We start from the raw sequence: 18,381 nt of genomic DNA, 5'->3' as shown, positions 1-18,381 counted from the left end.
GCAACGAGTAGCGGTTGAACCAACAACAGCTGGCATATTTATTTAACTTTTGCCCTTGCCTATTGGGTGTAGAATGCCTGGTGGTATAATTATATGAACATTACGGCTTTAATCCGCAAATTTCCAGTTTTGAGTATATCAAACTTAAATCAAAGTATCAGGTTAAATTTTTCAGGGCGTGCTGCAGGAAATTCTGATTTAGGTAATACCCCTAACTATTTTCGCAAAGGTCTTTCTGAAAGACAACTCTTCGTGGTAGAGATGTTGATTGCAGCAGTGTTTTGCTTTTCACCTTTGCTGTATAACAACCCTTATCGCTTAAATATCTTCCTCTCGTGGGAGGGTGCTTACCGAATATACCTGGGGCAAATGCCTTTTAAAGAGTATGCTCTTCCTATGGGTTATGGGTATTGGCTAATACCTGCTATGTTCTTTAAGATTTTCGGGCCTTTTATGTACTCACTCATAAAGGCACAGGTGTTCATCAATCTTGTTTCAATTCTTGCCTTCAGAAGTATTCTTAAACTATTCAATGTTACTCCGGTAACAATACTTCTGTCTGTATTAGTTTTCTGTTTATCTTATGTATCCAAGAATTTCTGGCCGTGGTATAACCACACCGTTATTGTATATGAACTGGTTGCCCTCTACTTTGTTCTGCTTCCGGTTTTAAAAACATCAGGATGGAAAACAGTAGCCAGTCTTGGCTTTAGTGCGCTGTGTGTTTTTCTTTCCATATTTACAAAGCAGGATGCAGGTGCTTTAACGTTATTGATCTGCCTTGCTATTCTTACATACGATACACTCATAGAAAAATCTCCAAGAAAACTACTTACCTTCTTAGGATTTTTCACAGCTACATGCATTGCTTTTATTGCGCCAATCTGGCAATATGATTTTACCTACTGGTTTAACTACGGACAGGCACCACACGATTCAAGACTTGTATTACATGATTTCTTTAACCACATTGTAGGCTGGGCTTACTTCGAAAAGTTCTTCCTCTTTGTAACTGTAATTATGATTCTGGATAAAGCCAGAAAAGGAAGAGCGTTCTTCGAAAATAAAACACAGTTCCTCTTCGCATTCTTTACCCTTGCTATTTTGATAGAAGCACTGATTATTCAGGTAACAAGTGATGAACCGCCTTACGGAGAAGATTTCTTCTACGCTTTCGGGTTTGTATTCTGCTTCTCTCATCTACGCTTTTCAATTGACCTAAGCCGCTGGTACTACCTGGCTACCTGCCTTGTGTTTGTTACATTCTGGTGGACAGGCATCTATTGGAGAAACATTCAACGTGTTATCGCGAAAAAGCCTGTAGCGGTAGCAAAGGTTGAGAAGGAAGCCCCTCACAAGTATAGATTGGCGAAGGAGTTTAAGACAATGGATAAATTGTATCTGGCTGAATCAACTATTGAGGGAATCAAGAGAATCCAGGCGCTTGACGTGGTTAAGAACAAAAAGGATATTAAGGTACTCAATATGTCTGAGCTTACTTCATTAGCATATGAGATGCCTTTCACACCGCTCACAAACCAGCCGATGTGGTTTCATCAGGGTGTTTCAATCTTCCAGAAAGAAGTTGATGAATTTTGCGTAAAAGTAAGAAACAATGAATATGACCTCGTGCTCTTTGAATCAATACCAACCAATGAGGTTATCAACTTTTACCCTGAAGATGTAAATACTTGTTTGAAGGAAAATTATAACCTTGAGTTCTCATTCCTGGCGCCCCGCACGCCGGCTGAATCGTACATTCACGTTTATACGAAGAAAAAATAGTTTTGAAGGATCTTGATAATTATAGTTTGCTTTTCTGCTTTTTTGAAGAAGTGTTTATTTCATCAAAAAATACATGAAGAAGTTAGTTACCAATTGGAATAATTATCCTGTTGTAGAAGCAGACGAGATAACCTTCGAATATGGTGGCGAACTAACGTATAAGCTAAACGGTCATCCAACAATAGCACATGGCAATGGCAGGTGCTATGGCGATGCATCTTTATCTGAGAGTGTGATCAGCACACTACGTTTTAATAAGATTCTTTCTTTTGATTTAAATGAAGGTGTAGTTATCTGTCAAAGCGGCGTGCTGCTTTCAGAGCTGTTGCAGATTATCGTACCACATGGATGGTTTCTTCCTGTCACCCCCGGTACCAAGTTTATTACCATAGGCGGCGCAGTAGCGTCTGACATCCATGGAAAAAACCACCATGTAGATGGATCGTTTTCTCGTCACATGCAATGGATGAATGTGCTGACAGGAACTGGTCAAACACTTACGGCAAGCAGACACGAAAATGAGGATCTCTTCTGGGCAACGTGTGGCGGAATGGGACTAACAGGTGTGATTCTTGAAGTTTGTTTTCAGCTGAAGAAAATTAATACATCATATATAAGGCAAAAGCAGATCAAGGCAGAAAACCTTGATGAAGTAATGGTGCTGTTTGCAGAGCATAGCGATTATACATATTCTGTCGCCTGGATAGACTGCCTGAAAAGCGGAGATCAATTCGGTAGAAGTATTCTTATGCTAGGCGAGCATGCAACAGCAGAAGAGCTAGGCACAAAGAAAGAAAAGTTATCTCCGAAAGAGAAAGCAATATTGAGCGTGCCGTTTCACTTCCCCTCCTTTGTGTTGAATGAGTTGTCAGTAAAGGCATTTAATGCGATGTACTATGCCAAGAATTATCGGAAGATAATGGATAGTATTGTGCATTACGACGGCTTTTTCTATCCGCTTGATTCTATTATGAATTGGAACAGAATCTACGGCAGAAAAGGTTTTGTGCAATATCAGTTTGTGTTGCCTTTAAAGGAGAGCAAGGAAGGACTTAAAAATATAATAAAGAGGATTAGCAAAATGGGAATGGGATCATTCCTGGCAGTGCTAAAATTATTTGGTGAGCAGGATGACCTCATATCTTTCCCTATGGAGGGATACACCTTAGCATTAGATTTCCCGATGCGTCCGGGTTTAGCAGAATTTTTGGATGACCTCGATGAAGTTGTAGCAGATTACGGAGGGAGAATCTATCTTTCTAAAGATGCACGGATGAAGAAGGAAGTATTCTGGGATACATACGCCAACGCTCCTCAGTTTAAGGAGATTCTAAAAAAGTATGATCCTGATAATCGTTTTGTTTCTGAGTTATCTAAACGTTTAAAGTTAAAAGACTGATGTCGAAAAACGCATTAATACTAGGGGCTACGTCCGATATGGCTTTGGCCATAGCGAGAAAATTTGGTACACAAGGCTATACGCTTACTTTAGCCGCACGTAATCTTGAGAAGTTACAAGTAATAAAAGCTGATATTGAAATACGTCAGCGTGCAAAGGTTGAAATCGCGCGATTTGATGCGATGGAAATAGCAAATCATCAGGAGTTTTATAACCAGCTGCCAGTAAAACCTGATATCGTATTCTGTGTATTCGGGTTTCTGGGCGATCAGACAAAGGCACAATACGATTGGAAGATGTGCGAAGAAATTTTAGTTAGTAACTATGTAGGTGCAGTTTCCATTCTGAATATTATTGCCAACGATATGGAAGCAAGGAAACAAGGTACCATCGTAGGTATAAGTTCCGTTGCAGGAGAGCGGGGTCGCCAGAGTAATTACATTTATGGAAGTGCCAAAGCTGGATTTACAGCGTATCTCTCAGGCTTACGAAACAGACTTTGTAAATCGGGTGTTCACGTACTCACCGTTAAACCTGGATTTGTTAAAACCAGGATGCTTGATGGTATGAAAACTCCAGGACCTCTCACGGCGCAGCCTCAGGAAGTAGCTGAAGACATTTATAATGCAGTAGCAAATAAGAAGAACACAATTTACACGCGCGGAGTGTGGCGATTGGTGATGTATACAATTAAATCTATCCCGGAGCCGATATTTAAAAAGATGAAATTATAATATTTGAATGTTTGAAGAGGCTTGTTAATCGAACAAGCTTTTTTAATTATATAGATTTTTTTTCACACCATTGAATTCATCAATTTAGTACAATGTATTTTCTTTCGATTTCGGAAAATACCGGCAGGAGGGTACGCTTTTTTTAACCATTAAATCAGACTCTCAACCATCATAATTAACCTCATGTACTTTAAAGCACTCCGAATCACAGAAACACCTAACGGCACGTTCGAGCGTGATATTATACATCGTTCAATAGATGATTTACCTGCTGGCGATGTATTAATCAGAGTTCATTATTCAGCATTGAATTACAAAGATGGACTCTCTGCTACCGGCCATAAAGGTATAACCAAGAATTTTCCACATACACCTGGTATTGAAGCAGCGGGTACTGTCGAACACAGCTTGTCCTCTAAATTCAAACCAGGCGATGAAGTGTTCATTACCGGCTATGACCTTGGCATGAATACCTCTGGTGCGTTTGCTGAATATATTCGGGTGCCTGAGGAATGGGTCATTCCAAGACCTAAAGGTCTCAACTGCAAAGATTGTATGACCATTGGTACAGCTGGTTTCACTGCCGCTTATGCATTGTATAAAATGGAACTGATGGGCCAGATGCCAGAGTACGGTCCTTTGGTAGTAACAGGCGCAACAGGTGGTGTCGGTAGCCTTGCAGTAGCAATTTTTGCTAAAGCAGGATATGAAGTAATTGCTATTACCGGTAAAAAAGAAGCAACTGATTATCTTAAGTTTTTGGGTGCTACACATGTTGAGCCCAGAGAATTTGTCAATGATTGTTCCGGAAGACCATTGGCACGTGCCAAGTGGGCAGGAGCATTGGATACCGTAGGAGGAAATACATTAAGTACTTTGATAAAATGTTGTAAACGGGATGGCTGTGTAGTAGCAACCGGACTGCTTTCTTCTACTAAGCTTGAATCCGCTATTTATCCTTTCATTCTCAATGGTATCAACCTTTTAGGAATTGGTGCAGGCCAAACACCAATGTCGCTAAGAATGAAACTATGGAATAAGTTGATGAATGAATGGAACGTAACCGATAAACTATCTGCGATAGCACACGAAGTAGACCTTGAAGAATTAAAGGATGTTTACATCGACGCAATCATGGAAGGAAAAACAAGAGGACGTGTAGTAGTTAAGTTGTATGAAGAGTGTTGCAAACCTCAGGATGCAATGATTAGCGAAGTCCTAAGCGGTGCGGTATTGAATTAATTTTTAAGTATCTATAAAAGCGAAGAGACTGCTCCTGAAGGGCAGTCTCTGGTTTTATAAGTAAGGTATAAGTATAGGTTAGTTGCTTTTTCTGCTTACAATTTCACTATAGAATTTTGAATCACCAGAATTGAATTTACCAGTGATCGTTACCTCGTTACCTGTAGAGTTGTGCTGACCCGCATCGTGATAGTTAAAGTTGAAGCTCAACTTACCAGTAGTTGTATCATAAACATAGTTGGTAGTTGCAAATGTAGCAGGTTCTATAGAACTATCGCCGTTTTCATATGTGTCTGCTTCAAATCGAAAATATTTGGAAGGGCTAAGTTCTTTTCCGAAGTAAATTTGGAAATCAGAGCCTATCCAAGTTTCATTTCCTCCATTATCTGAAAAATATCCACTAATGTACATGTAAGGGTTGTAATCTGCATAATTGCCATCGCGATAACGTTCTATGGACATTCCTGAAACTGCAACTCTGGATGCATAATCAAGGAAATTAACAGCATCATCTGAGTATTCATATTTAAAGGATTCTTCAAATGCAGTTCCGTCTTGTCTTGTTCCTTTAATGGTTCCTTCAAAATAGCCTGCTTTTTTCATTGCAGTCTCACCTGCTTCTCCCTTAGCACCAGCAGCACCGGTTTCACCAATATCTCCTTTAGGTCCTATTGGGCCAACCGGTCCTTCGTCTCCTTCACATGATGACACCGCTACTGTAAACCCAGCGGCCATTAACAATAAACTTGATTTTTTGATGAGCTTTGAAAATTTGTTCATAGTGTGGTTTAAAATTTGAACAAATGTATAGGAGATACTGATGCGAAAATGAGCATGATATCGCGCAATACTTACAAGGTAGTTGTAATGTAAAATTAGAATAATATTAGAGGCAGCGACTATGTTAGATCTGTTTAAAGGAGCATTTCACATTGTACTCAAGTTTAAAGGAAGATGTAATTTTTAACCCGGCTAAACATTTCTGTTACGGGAATGTATTCTGTCATGTTGGTGTACGGAGTGCATCCTTATAATCTTATAATATAATACGTAGGTATATACACATAATAGTGTGAGAGTGGGCGCAAATAAAAAAGCTGAAGATGAGAATCTTCAGCTTGCTTTTGCGAATGTTTGGTAAGACTATTGCGTAATAGCCTCTTGGCCGTTTATATTATTAACCACCGAAGAAATCTCCCTGGCAATGATTTCGTTGCCATTGGAGGAGACGTGACAAAAGTCAATATAGATCAGTTCATCTCCATCAAACTTGTCTGTCATATCAAAGATCCATGGATGTTTACGTTCTGCTATTTTCCTTTTGATGTTTGTATATACAGATCTGAAGTTCTCACCCAGTGCTTCATCTAATTTAAGATGATCGGTACGCGGTGCGCCAACAAAGGCTGCTGGTTGTAAAATAGCAATAAACTTCCCGCCGCGCTGTGTAATTATTTCATGTGCCAGTTCCCAGTTCTTCATCATAATCTCTGCAATCTCTTCTGCTTTGGCAGGATCGCTAACGCAGTCATATAACGAATTATCGGCTGTTGGTTTGTAGGTGAACTTGTGAATCACTTTAAGAATATTATCCAGGAAGATATCAATAAGCAATTCTTTAACCACCGCAGACTTACCAACGTAAATCTTGTCCCGATACATTGGAACAAGACGATGAGCAGGTAGTTGCGTAATTTCTTTCGGGCATAGAAACGCGGCGTCATTCACACCATCGTAAAATATTACCAGGTCAGCATGTTTGTTTTTAGAGTAAAGCGTGATAAGTGCATCTACTTCCTGCCTTGTATTGTATGCAAGCTGGCCGTGATTGTAAACCAGATACTGTGGATTGCTTTGATTAAACAATGCAGGTATTGTATGTTGGTCGTCGGAGCCTTCTCCCCACATCGTAGAGCCACCGAAAAAATGAACAACCTTTGCCCGGGAAGTTGTATCCGTGGGCGTATGAACCCGCTCGCCTTCCTTAGAGATAGTAAGTGTTTTTCCGTGGTAGGGAAGACACTTCCATCCTACAAAAGGCTCGTAGATGTGTTTAACACTATTGTAATCTTTGAAAATTTGTTTTGCGTAATCAGGATCTGCCTGGTAATTGGGCAGCGCATCACGCGAAGCCTGCGTATTGCCTTTCTTCAGGTATAAACCGCAGGCCCAGTTAATAATAAGTAATAGTACTGTAAAAGTGATAATGTTAATTAAAATGAACTTGAGCAGTCTCACAACGATAACTTGTTAAATATTCACACTATTAATTTCTAATTAGGATAAGCTCTCTGATAACAGTACTTCCCTGTTGTACAGTAATAATATAAACGCCAGCATACATTCTTTTAGTAGGTGTAATGGAAACACCTTGAGTAAATGTACTAGCACTGAATGTATTATCATAATAAGTTTCTCCCAACAGGCTTGTAAGTCTCACCCGAACTGACTGCGTGCCCATTCCACTCCCTGTTACTGTTATGCTTGAGTTAGGGGGAGCCGGATTAGGGTAAATGCTGATCGTAGGGTTACTACTACTCACAGTAACGTTAACAATAGCTGAAGTAGACGTCAACCCGCGGTTATCAGTTGCTTTTGCTGTTAACTGATAACTGCCAGCACTCACGTTAGTCCAGTTGAATGAATAAGGTGACGAAGTATCTTCTCCAAGTTTTGTTGCCCCGTTAAAGAACTCAACTTTGGCAACACTTTCTCCGGGATCAGAAGCATTGACATTAATGGTAATGGAAGCGGGAGCTGTAAAACCCGCATTGTTATCAGGTGAAGTAATACTTACTATCGGCGGTGGATTGCTGTTCCCAACGGTTATATTAATAACCGAAGAAGTAGTTATGGCTCCGTTGTTATCAGTAGCTTTCGCTGTTAAAGAATATGATCCAGCTGATACATCAGTCCAGATGAAAGTGTAAGGTGAGGAGGTGTCTTCACCTAGCTTTGTAGTACCCTGAAAGAATTCAACTTTTGATACACTTCCATTGGCATCAGATGCACTTGCATTGATTGTGATGGAGGCTGGCGCTGTAAAACTTGCGTTGTTAGCAGGAGAAGTAATACTTGCTACAGGTGGCGTATTGCTTACCGTAATATTAATAACAGAAGAAGTAGTAGCAGTGCCGTTGTTATCAGTAGCCTTCGCTGTTAGAGAATATGATCCAGCAGATACATTAGCCCAGGTGAAAGTGTAAGGTGAGGAGACGTCTTCACCTAGCTTTGTAGTACCCTGGAAGAATTCAACTTTTGATACGCTTCCATCAGCATCAGATGCACTTGCGTTTATAATAACGGAAGTTGGTGCTGTAAAACTTGCATTGTTAGCAGGAGAGGTAATACTTACTACAGGAGGTGTGTTGTTTACCACCGTAATATTAATGGCTGACGAAGTACCTGTTGTGCCAGAGTCGTCAATAGCTTTTGCTGTTAAAGAATATGATCCCGAAGGTACATTAATCCAGGTGAAACTGTAAGGTGAGGAGGTATCTTCACCTAGCTTTGTAGCACCTTCAAAAAATTCAACTTTTGATACGCTTCCATCTGGATCGGTAGCTGTCGCGTTTATAGTAACAGAAGAACCTGTAATGAATGAAGCATTGTTGACAGGAGTAGTTATGATAACCGTTGGCGGAATTGTTTCAGCAATTCCACTTCTGTAGGCTGGGGCGGGGATAGTAATCCAATTGTTCTTGCTGTCAGGTCCTTTATACTGTACAGTTAAGGTATTACCACCTGTATATTCAAAATACTTTACATTAAACAACTGAGGACCGGGGGATAAGTTCAAATTAGTACTAGTAATTGTTACATCCCCATGAAGACCGTCATTGTTCACAATAACACTGTCATTCAGTGTGAGGCGACTTCCGTCATCTGAAGTAGTTCGGAATTGATAAACACCACCTGTTGATATGTAGAGATATCCGTTAAATTCAAAATTGAAATAATCTTCCTGTGTGCGCGGAGTTAGTGTAATATCAGGTACCTTTCCGGTAAACTCTGCTATATTCCAGTCAATCACATCCAGATCATTCCAGCCACCTGTACTGTGTTTATAATATAGACCATTTAAAAACGTACTTGCATTAACGCCATTACTTACGTTGCTTTTGTTTCCTCCCAAGTCTACAGCCCTTACAGCAATCGTGTACTTCTTATTTAATTTAAGACCTTTTAGTGTATAAACATTTAAAGCATTAGGTGTTACTACTATACTATCTTCTTTTAATATGATTTCGTAATATCTTACTCCTGTATTATCGGTAGAAGCCTCCCAGTTGAGCGTTATTTCTTTTATCCCGGTTTCTGATGCTTGTAAATTCATCGGCGTTGTAGGAAGAACATCGTCCGCCTGTGTAGTAATTATCAGGAATTGGTTGGAAGCCATTGGCGTATAGTCGGACCTTCCTACATTTCCAACTGCTCTTATTTTATATTGATATGTTGAAGAAGGTTCCAGTCTCGAGTCAGTAAAGGATGTGATGTTAGCACTCGTAAGGGTGGCCATGGCCCATCTGCTGTAAGTATTGGTGCCAGTAATTTTTCTTCTCCATATTTCAAATCCACCTTCATTTTCTGAAATATCATTCCACCTTAAAGATGCACCAGAAGGAGAGGTAGCACTTCCGGTAAAGGCAGTAGGTGCTGTTATGGTTACAGGCGCCTGGTTGTTAAAGTAGATCTGCTTGCCTTCTGAAGGAGGACTTGGACAGTTATCAAGGCCTGCAGTAACAAGTGTGTATAAGCCATTACCAGCACAAGCAGGAAGGTTGGTGCAAGTGCCTTGTTTGAAAACAGGATGTTGTGTTGTGTCGTCTTCATTTCCGTATAAGTCTAGTAGCACGCCATCTTTATACCAATAGTAGTGTGCGAAGTCGCCAATAGCATTTAGTTTTACATCGTTGTAGTTATTAAGATCTTTTAATACTACAGTTCCGGTTTGTTCCATCTTAGCCTGTGGTGGATTACTTTCAATAATTGTAACCGGGGCAGACCATCGGTTCCATTGTTCTTCTGTTGGATTCGCTACTCTGCTGAATCGTGCTCTATATACACCAGGCTCGCTTGCTGTGAATATAGGTCCGTTTGCATCTGGAATAATGGCACCATCCTTTTCCCATTGGTACGCCATAAACCCTTTTGCGAGTGCCATCTTTGCACCTTGTCCGTTAGTCTTGCATACTGCCGCGATTCCTCCAAAAACGTGAATGTTTGCCTTGTTCTTGGAGAGCATCCAGGAGAAAAAGTCAGGTTCGTCATAAGCTGTATTCCATACACCATGTCCCAGATGTGCGTACTCAGAGTAACGAACTACTACGCCTCCATTTCTGAACCGTTTAACATATGCTCTCGTTTTTGTAGGTGTTGGATTTGTATCAATACCACCTTGAAATATCCAGAGTGGTATGTGTGACATATCTTCCAACACGCTTGCATAAGATGCACCTGTTATTCCTGCATCACTCACAGCAGACATAGGTAATGCAGCAGCAAATAACCAGGGGGCTCTTTTGATAACCTCAAATGTGCCATATCCTCCTTGGGACAAACCATGAACATAAATTTTGTTCTGATCAATTTTATACTTCTTCATGATAAGACGTATAAGTCTTATCGCATCCTGAGAATTGTTTGCATCCCATCCATTTAGATTCTGAGGGAAAAGTACAAAACCAGGAAAGGCCCTTGGCGCTAATGTCGGGTCATTAGGGAGCTTGTTACCAGCAAGATTTCTTGCTCTAAGATGTACTTCTCCACCATGTAAAAGATTATGGTCGTTGTTTAGTAAGTCGTGGGTTGCTGTAGTAGGCGCTGCAGGAGTATTCGATGAAGGTCGCCATGCATCATCAGACCAGTAACATCCTCCTTCCCAACAATTGCCGCGTTCACCGGCACCATGTGTCATCACAATAAGAGGATATCCTTCAGCAAAATTAGGATCATAATTGGCTGGAAATAGTAAACGGTAATTCATGATAAAGGCATCTGTATTACCATTCTTCTCGCGTAGGCTCCCTTGCGTGTAAGGACTTGAATCCCACGACGTCAGATCTTTGTAGGTATTAGTTTTTACACCAGGAGCGGACTCTCGAAAACTAAAGGTTTTCCCTTCATCAAGATAATAATAACGTACTGCAGATTTTGCTAACCGGATATCCAATGTTCCATAAGGCATTCCGGTACGGAAAACATAAGTAGTATCTACTTGGGCAATTCCTACCTGGATGAATGCAAAGCATATCATCCAGATACCAACTATAGATTTCATAAATGTGTAAGGAGGTAAGATTAAAGCGTTGACAATCGATTGAAGCAACTATAAAAAAAGAATGCCGTACAGCGGGTTAACACTTATTCTTGAAGGTGAGAGAGGGGTAATAGAAATGCAAATTTTAATTCTTTTGCCTTAGTACCCTTAAAATGCTTTCGAAAAGATTAATTAGCACACTTAACCTTCGAGTGAATTTTTTTTAATTCAAATGATTGTATGAATTAAAAACCTACCGCATGTATAGCGTGTTGAGAAAGGAAGGCTACAGACATGTGTACAAAAAACTAATTTGATCAGATGCCATATGCAACCGGGGAAGTAGTATGCATGCCCTTCCTTTGGTTGTATAGCACTTCTTCGTAAACCTCGAGTACCTGATCTGCGGTTTTGTCCCAGCTAAACCTTGACGCATTGTTTAATCCTTCATTTACCTTATCAATACGTAGTACTTCATCGGTCAGGAGGCGTTCAATTGCCTCAGCAATCGCATTTGTATTTGTTGGGTCGACAAGAAGCGCTGCATTACCTGCAATCTCCGGTAAACATGAAATATTCGAAGTAATGACAGGTGTGCCACATGCCATGGCTTCTACAAGAGGCATTCCAAATCCTTCGGAAAGTGAAGGGTAAAGGAAGATAGTGCTTAAGTTATATAAATAGGAGAGATCTTCATCTCTAATGTATCCAGGACATACAAAGTTCTTCATCTTGTCCTGTGCATTTAATGATGCGAGGTGATCTGAAATAAACTTTTCAGGAAGTCCAGGTGTAACAATAGGAAGTGGTTTCTCTACCCTGGAAGCATAAATTGTATAAGCTTCAATAGCCCTTAAAGCATTTTTTCTTGCTGCAGTATTGCCAAGGAAAAGCACAAAACGATCCGGAAGACTATAACGCTTTCTTACCTCGCCTTCTAGTAAAGGTTCATCTTTAATGCAGAAGCGATCTTCATCAATGCCATTATAGATAACTTTGATCTTCCGCTCATCAATATTTAAACGACTTACAATGCGTTTCTTTTCATATTCAGACACGGTAATAACGGATGCGCTTCTAGGTGTTACAACCGGAACCACCTTCCTTCTGTAGTGATTACCGAAACGCTGATATAATGAATCCGTCTTAGCGATTGGATCCATGAATATCACATCATGAAGGGTCTGTACTATAGGTACGGAAGAGAAATAGGGAGTTGTATTACCTGTACAATGTAATAAGTCAACCCTGTCGTTTTTCGCAGCAAGTGGTAAGAATACGTGCTCGAAATCAAAGAATACTTTACCTGTTAGTGTTCTTACTTTCAGATTATCTGACTCGTGAAGACAGTTCTTATCAGCATCATCTTTAGCATAAATAACGAAATCACAGGAAGGGTTCTTCTGTTGCAGTTTTTTAATAAGTTGCAAAGCCGATGTTTCAATACCAAATTTCTGTTTCCGAAATAGGCGTTGGACTTCAATCCCGATTCTCATAATCATCTTCTGTTACGCAAATAGCTTATTACCGTTTGACAGATGTGTTAAATTCCAAACGCAACCTCTCCAAAATGCTTTGATATGATCGGTTTCTCTCTGTTTCAAATATGTAATAAGGTTTTTAGGGAATGAGAAAAACATAAAAAACAGCAGAGCAAGTGTTTTATGCAACCCAGCGGAATTTCGTCGCATATACAAGAGCCGGTTCCGCGTCATGTAATATGTTTTTAATGTTGATTTTTTCCCCACCGACATTGACTCTTTGTGGAATACCTTTGATTGTGGTACGAAGTATATCTTAAACCCAGCACGCTTAATGCTTTGACACCAATCTATCTCTTCATAATAAAGGAAAAAGAGCTCAGGCATCAGGCCCACCTGCTCGATTACTTTACGCGGCACCATCATAGAGCACCCATGTGCTAATGCAGTTTCCCGTAATGTATCATACTGTCCATTATCTTTTTCCATCCAACCGATAACTTTGTTTCTTCCAGTAAATGGATTCAACATGGTACTACCAGCATACTGAATGGTATTGCCAGAGTTATAATAGATAAGTTTGGATGAAGCAGCGCCAGCATTAGGATGTTGCTCGAACATTTCAACCAGCGGTTCTAGAAATCCAGGATCTACTTCTGTATCGTTGTTAAGAAAAAGCAGGTAATCTCCTTTGGAAGATCGGATACCTAGATTATTGCCGCCTGCAAACCCAAGATTAGTTTCACTTCGTAAAACCGTTACTTTAGGATACAGCCTTTTAATTTCTGCAGTAGGATCCTGAACAGAACAGTTATCAACAACAATAACCTCTACGTTAGGATAAGTAACATGTTCAAGTGATGCCAGCAGATCTAATGTATGCTGAAGCTGATTATAATTGATTGTAATAATGGAAACAGCCGGTCTTGTTGAGCTCATATGTTCTTAGATTCAGTATGTCCTACATGACCATGAGGAGTATGAATAAAACTTTTGTTAGCTCCCTTAAGCTTAAACATCAATAAAAACATTCTCCAGAATATCGCTGGTACCATAAACACCGACTTCAACAAATTTCTGTTATATAAACGCCCTGGAATAGCAAACATCATTGCCAGGAAGTTTAGGAAAAGGAGGCTAAGCCATACCCATGGTGTTATTTCAACATAGGTAGATAACACAATACTTAGGAAAGTGATAAACGTGAGCAGGCCTAAGTTCATCAGCCTGGGTAGTTGGATGTTTCGTAAAACAGTTGCATTAAAATATCCAAAGTTGCCTTTGAAAAGCTTGCTGATACCTTTTCCGAAATACTTTTTTAGATAAACGAACTGACTTGAAATCCATCTTGTCCGTTGCTTTTCAAATACTTCTGCATTTTCTACCTTCTCGTCGTATACTACTACATCTTTAGCGTAGTATACACCCATGTTTTGTTCTATGAGCTTGTATTCAAGTTCCCGATCAAATCCACCAACAGCGTCCATAGAAGACATCACATCCCTGAAAGTCTTATACTCAAAAAACATCCCGGAGCCGTTGATACACGAAGACAAGCCAACAGCGACATTACCCTGCCGGTAGATAAAATTGTTAATGGTTTCACTCAACCCATCCAGCAGCGCCATCTCTGTATTTTCATTTTTAGGTGCTCTTCTTCCTTGGATGGCTTTATAACCCAATGCATAAAGGTTATTCATTTTTCTTAGGAACTGGGGTTCCATAATATTATCTGCATCAAGGATTACAGCGCATTCATAAGTGTCTCCAAGTGTTTCCATTGCTTTATTAAGCGCCCGGACTTTAGTACTTTTATCAAAAGAAACCTCAACAACTGTAATAGGTAGCCTTCTCAACTGTACAAGGGTTGCTGGCTTCAAAGAATCGGCTACAACTACAACGTCGAAGCGATTGCCAGGATAATTTTGTTTTAGTGCCTGTGATGCTACGTCAACTATAACGCCGTCTTCTTTATAAGCTGGAATAAGAACGGCTATTTTACTTTTATAATCTGCCTCCCGAGCTTTTCTCGCTTTGTAGAAAAGAGCTGCAAAGCTTAGGAAAAAGGAGTATAATGTAACGTAAGTAAAGTAAGCGAGCAGGAGTAACTCGATGAAATACATGGGATGAAGTAGTTTAAAGGGATCAGTCGCTGGTGCTCCAGCGACTGAATATGTTTTAATAATTAAACTTTTTCTTTTTGAAGAAGCGCAGGCACTGTCTTCAACATAATTTTGATATCCAGTAAGAAGGAGTTTTTCATAGCATACTCCATATCGAGTGCGATGCGCTCTTCTTCTGACATATCTTCTTTTCCGCGTTTTGTGATCTGCCAAAGTCCTGTTATACCGGCAGGAGCAAGAAAACGCCAAGCAATTTGGTCTTTCGTCAATTTCTCCGCTTCATATAGCGGCAGTGGACGGTTTCCTACAAGGGACATGTCCCCAATCAGTACATTGAATAACTGAGGTATTTCGTCAAGGCTCGTATTCCTTAAAAATTGACCGAATTTTGTAATTCTTGGATCATTTTTAATCTTGAAGAAGGCATTTTTAGGTCCATACTGATTTAGGTGAGCCAATTTCTGTAACTCCTTATCAGCGCCAACACGCATTGATCTGAATTTGTAAAAGTCGAATATTCTGTAATTGGTACCAGCTCTTTTGGATATGTAGAATATTGGTCCTCTCGATTCCAATTTAATGATCAAAGCTATCAATAATAAAAGAGGAGATAGGGCCAATAATATTGAGGCGGAAACAACAATATCGAACGCCCGCTTTAACGACCATAACTTTATTTGAGGAACGGCATCTACAGAAAGCGTTGTATACGGAGCAGCGCCTCGTTGTTTTTTATATGCCTTAATCTTCTTTACAAAATCGATTCTTTTATAAAGCCCAGTGCTGATAGCACCGTAATGATAGTCATCAGCACTTATTTTTAAAGCTGCTTCTTTTGCATCTTGATTAAATTTCGTAGTATAAACAAATAAAGGAACTGCCTGTGCCCGAGTTACTTCCCTAAGCTTAGCAATGTCGTCATCGATAAAGTCAGGGTTTAAAAGTACAGCTGAGATGTTTCCATCAAGCTCATTTGAAATTATCTCAATGGCTAACTTTGTTGATACAGTTGAAAAGTAGGTATTATCCTGAATATGATTAGACTCAGGGGTTGAGGAAAATGTTTCTATCTTTAAAATACGTCTGGTGTAAACACCAGCACTTCGCTTTGCTTCATCGAGAGTAACAGATTGCGCCTCTTGTATAGAAGGAGCTTGTATTGCTAAATCCATAAATAGAATTAGTTATTTTATTTGTTAACAGGAACGTTTTGATCATTGAACGTTAAGGCACGTTCAACTTCCTTTAGAAATGCTTGAGGCTCGAATGGCTTGACAAAATAGGTAAATGCCCCTAATTCAAGACATTGTAGCCGTTTTACCGGATCATCATCTCCAGAGAGAACTATCACCGGAATGGTTCTGAACAAACCACTGTTACTAAGATACTCTAACAACTCGACACCATCCATTGAAGGCATTTTTAGATCTGTAATGATAAGATCTGGTATGTTACCATCAGTTAGCCATGACCAGGCTTCCATACCGTTATTCATTACAATAACCTCGTACTTTCGATCCAAGATTTTACCTAAAAGCCAGCATAAAGGAGCGTCATCTTCGATGACTAAGACCTTTTTCATTCGTTCACCAGGTTTAAATTTGAGCCCTAAAGTCATGCGTCTAGCAGTGATCCTTTAAAGCCAACTATATAGACATTTATTTCAACTGCCTACGATTTATAAATTTTGATACCAACCTTACGGGCGTAAGAGCGAATTTGTGAACCAGCTGTAAGCGCAATCGAGTTAGGCGGAAATTTTTAGATACAGTTCAGCTGACTTAAAAGTTTCCTGACGATTAATTTTTAAAGTTTTTGTTTTAAGGAAAAGAGAAGTTACATACACTTCCTTGGGTCTTTCATAAGCTGAAAACGAATGAAGTAACGCGTGAACTATTTGGCTTTCTTGGTCTATGTTAAGGAATCTTCCTTCAACCACCAATATGACTCGACTTCCAAAATTTTTGTCTTCCGCACCGTAAATAAAAAATGAATTATTGATGTGTAATCGTGTAAATATTTGACCAATCTTTTGCTCAAGTAACTCCGCGGATACTTTTACTCCTCCGCTGTTGATTACGTTATCCCATCTGCCTACCCACTTGAATGTTCGTGAATCTATTATATCTACTATATCATTTGTGATGATTCTTTCCTCAAGGTGAGGAGCTTCTATTACAAGACATCCCCTTGAATCTGTGTTTATCACTATATCAGGAAGGGTAGTGTAATAGTCCAATATTTCTTTACCATTAATTTTTTGTAAAGCTATATGCGATATTGTTTCAGTCATGCCATAAGTTATATACATGCTTGTACTGAAAGCTTTAATTTTTTCTTTTGTCTCTTCATCCAGTGGTGCTCCTCCTATAATACAAGTCAACATTGTATCCAGTAAATGTGGATGTTTTGACCCAAGGATGCTTGTAACCTGATAGGGGACAAGGGCAGCAAAATCAATTGTTCTATCAATAGGGATTTGTACAAGAGGGTTTGAACATGGATCTACGAAAAACATTTTCATCCCCAACTCAAAGCATCGAACCACCATCATTTTGCCAGCGATAAATTTAGTATCAAGGCAAATGAGCGCGTTGTAATTACTTCTTAAGTTAAGTGCTTGAGCGGTAAGCCTTGCACTCGTCTGCATTTGACTTCTTTTTATCGAAATCTTTTTTGGTGTTCCAGTAGAACCACTGGTAGTAAGTTCAAATACTGAAGCATCACTTAACCATGATCGTATAAAGTCAAATGCGTTTCTTTCAGCTTCAGTAAAAGCAGTTGACTTGCCTTCTTGAATGTCTTGTAATAAGACACTCCGTCCATTAACCCATATGTACTGATAAGGATACTGCATAGCCCGTCAATCTTTTTTCGGTGAAATGACTAACTCTTTGTATCCGTAAGTTGAATCGGTTTCTCTTGAAAAAGACACGTCAGTGATTTCTGCTACTGCTATTTCAGCTGTAGTGTATATCAGGTTCTCATCCAGCAAATGACCTCCCAAGGTCTTTCCGGTTTTATCTGAAATGGAAATGTGGATATGGCTTGAAGAATCAGAGAATGTACCCACAAGTGAAACTATCTCGAAGTGTCCATTGCTCTTCGAGCCATTAGGTTGATTGGCATACCTTATATTAAATTGCTCAAGGCTTCCAACACATGTGAGTATGATTCCCGCTTTGATGTTATTCTCCCGGGCAAAAGTCATAATTGCCTTTTTTAAATCCTCATGAGGTTTTAATCTTAAAACATACACTTTTGAAGTAGAATGCATATACTGTTGCGAATAGCCCGTCATACCAGTGATACATAATAATAGGAACCCCAAAGTTGCAGCCTTGAGCATTTTAGATTA

At 39.6% G+C, this 18,381-nt stretch carries 14 protein-coding genes; 4 read left to right on the top strand and 10 right to left on the bottom strand.

All coding sequences use genetic code 11. The features are described 5' to 3' along the window. The first annotated feature begins 129 nt into the window (after positions 1-129). The 4 genes from KK060_RS04790 (at position 130) to KK060_RS04775 (ending at position 5,160) form a co-directional block, all read left to right on the top strand. On the top strand, positions 130-1,785 hold the full coding sequence (locus KK060_RS04790; protein ID WP_254152555.1) for a hypothetical protein: 1,656 nt from the start codon (positions 130-132) through the stop codon (positions 1,783-1,785). Positions 1,786-1,858: 73 nt separating this feature from the next. After that, a complete protein-coding gene (locus KK060_RS04785; protein WP_254152554.1) occupies positions 1,859-3,184 on the top strand; it encodes an FAD-binding oxidoreductase in 1,326 nt (441 codons plus the stop codon). Beyond that, a complete protein-coding gene (locus KK060_RS04780) occupies positions 3,184-3,918 on the top strand; it encodes an SDR family oxidoreductase (protein ID WP_254152553.1) in 735 nt (244 codons plus the stop codon). Before KK060_RS04785 ends, KK060_RS04780 begins: the two co-directional genes overlap by 1 nt. A gap of 183 nt (positions 3,919-4,101) precedes the next feature. Continuing rightward, positions 4,102-5,160, top strand: coding sequence for a YhdH/YhfP family quinone oxidoreductase (locus KK060_RS04775; protein ID WP_254152552.1), 1,059 nt, complete (start codon positions 4,102-4,104; stop codon positions 5,158-5,160). 78 nt (positions 5,161-5,238) lie between these two features. Here KK060_RS04775 and KK060_RS04770 read toward each other — a convergent pair whose 3' ends face one another. The 10 genes from KK060_RS04770 to KK060_RS04725 form a co-directional block, all read right to left on the bottom strand. Then, positions 5,239-5,940 (bottom strand): hypothetical protein, encoded by a 702-nt coding sequence (locus tag KK060_RS04770; protein WP_254152551.1) that lies wholly within the window; start codon positions 5,938-5,940, stop codon positions 5,239-5,241. A gap of 363 nt (positions 5,941-6,303) precedes the next feature. Then, positions 6,304-7,398: an SGNH/GDSL hydrolase family protein gene (locus KK060_RS04765; protein ID WP_254152550.1), complete on the bottom strand. Its 1,095-nt coding sequence runs from the start codon at positions 7,396-7,398 to the stop codon at positions 6,304-6,306. Between the two features lie 28 nt (positions 7,399-7,426). Then, positions 7,427-11,440 (bottom strand): Ig-like domain-containing protein, encoded by a 4,014-nt coding sequence (locus tag KK060_RS04760; RefSeq protein WP_254152549.1) that lies wholly within the window; start codon positions 11,438-11,440, stop codon positions 7,427-7,429. Positions 11,441-11,736: 296 nt separating this feature from the next. Next, the gene (locus KK060_RS04755) at positions 11,737-12,915 is read right to left on the bottom strand and encodes a glycosyltransferase family 4 protein (protein ID WP_254152548.1); all 1,179 of its coding nucleotides are present in this window, start codon (positions 12,913-12,915) and stop codon (positions 11,737-11,739) included. Between the two features lie 12 nt (positions 12,916-12,927). Further along, positions 12,928-13,839, bottom strand: a complete 912-nt coding sequence (locus KK060_RS04750) for a glycosyltransferase family 2 protein (RefSeq protein ID WP_254152547.1) — start codon at positions 13,837-13,839, stop codon at positions 12,928-12,930. Continuing rightward, a complete protein-coding gene (locus KK060_RS04745) occupies positions 13,836-15,023 on the bottom strand; it encodes a glycosyltransferase family 2 protein (protein ID WP_254152546.1) in 1,188 nt (395 codons plus the stop codon). Before KK060_RS04745 ends, KK060_RS04750 begins: the two co-directional genes overlap by 4 nt. Before the next feature lie 62 nt (positions 15,024-15,085). Continuing rightward, on the bottom strand, positions 15,086-16,195 hold the full coding sequence (locus KK060_RS04740; protein WP_254152545.1) for a sugar transferase: 1,110 nt from the start codon (positions 16,193-16,195) through the stop codon (positions 15,086-15,088). Between the two features lie 17 nt (positions 16,196-16,212). Then, positions 16,213-16,605, bottom strand: a complete 393-nt coding sequence (locus tag KK060_RS04735; RefSeq protein ID WP_254152544.1) for a response regulator — start codon at positions 16,603-16,605, stop codon at positions 16,213-16,215. 165 nt (positions 16,606-16,770) lie between these two features. Further along, entirely contained in the window at positions 16,771-17,880 is a 1,110-nt protein-coding gene (locus KK060_RS04730; RefSeq protein ID WP_254152543.1) for an AMP-binding protein, read from the bottom strand. Positions 17,881-17,886: 6 nt separating this feature from the next. Further along, positions 17,887-18,372: a PPC domain-containing DNA-binding protein gene (locus tag KK060_RS04725; protein WP_254152542.1), complete on the bottom strand. Its 486-nt coding sequence runs from the start codon at positions 18,370-18,372 to the stop codon at positions 17,887-17,889. Positions 18,373-18,381 lie beyond the last annotated feature (9 nt).

It is taken from the genome of Chryseosolibacter indicum (assembly GCF_018598585.1).
Taxonomy (GTDB): domain Bacteria; phylum Bacteroidota; class Bacteroidia; order Cytophagales; family Cyclobacteriaceae; genus Chryseosolibacter; species Chryseosolibacter indicus.
This window is presented reverse-complemented; position numbering and strand designations above follow the sequence as displayed.

Coding starts and splice junctions, on each gene's coding strand:
- KK060_RS04755 (WP_254152548.1), bottom strand. CDS start 12,915: ATGAGAATCGGGATTGAAGTCCAACGCCTATTTCGGAAACAGAAATTT.
- KK060_RS04745 (WP_254152546.1), bottom strand. CDS start 15,023: ATGTATTTCATCGAGTTACTCCTGCTCGCTTACTTTACTTACGTTACA.
- KK060_RS04730 (WP_254152543.1), bottom strand. CDS start 17,880: ATGCAGTATCCTTATCAGTACATATGGGTTAATGGACGGAGTGTCTTA.
- KK060_RS04775 (WP_254152552.1), top strand. CDS start 4,102: ATGTACTTTAAAGCACTCCGAATCACAGAAACACCTAACGGCACGTTC.
- KK060_RS04735 (WP_254152544.1), bottom strand. CDS start 16,605: ATGAAAAAGGTCTTAGTCATCGAAGATGACGCTCCTTTATGCTGGCTT.
- KK060_RS04725 (WP_254152542.1), bottom strand. CDS start 18,372: ATGCTCAAGGCTGCAACTTTGGGGTTCCTATTATTATGTATCACTGGT.
- KK060_RS04780 (WP_254152553.1), top strand. CDS start 3,184: ATGTCGAAAAACGCATTAATACTAGGGGCTACGTCCGATATGGCTTTG.
- KK060_RS04785 (WP_254152554.1), top strand. CDS start 1,859: ATGAAGAAGTTAGTTACCAATTGGAATAATTATCCTGTTGTAGAAGCA.
- KK060_RS04740 (WP_254152545.1), bottom strand. CDS start 16,195: ATGGATTTAGCAATACAAGCTCCTTCTATACAAGAGGCGCAATCTGTT.
- KK060_RS04760 (WP_254152549.1), bottom strand. CDS start 11,440: ATGAAATCTATAGTTGGTATCTGGATGATATGCTTTGCATTCATCCAG.
- KK060_RS04750 (WP_254152547.1), bottom strand. CDS start 13,839: ATGAGCTCAACAAGACCGGCTGTTTCCATTATTACAATCAATTATAAT.
- KK060_RS04770 (WP_254152551.1), bottom strand. CDS start 5,940: ATGAACAAATTTTCAAAGCTCATCAAAAAATCAAGTTTATTGTTAATG.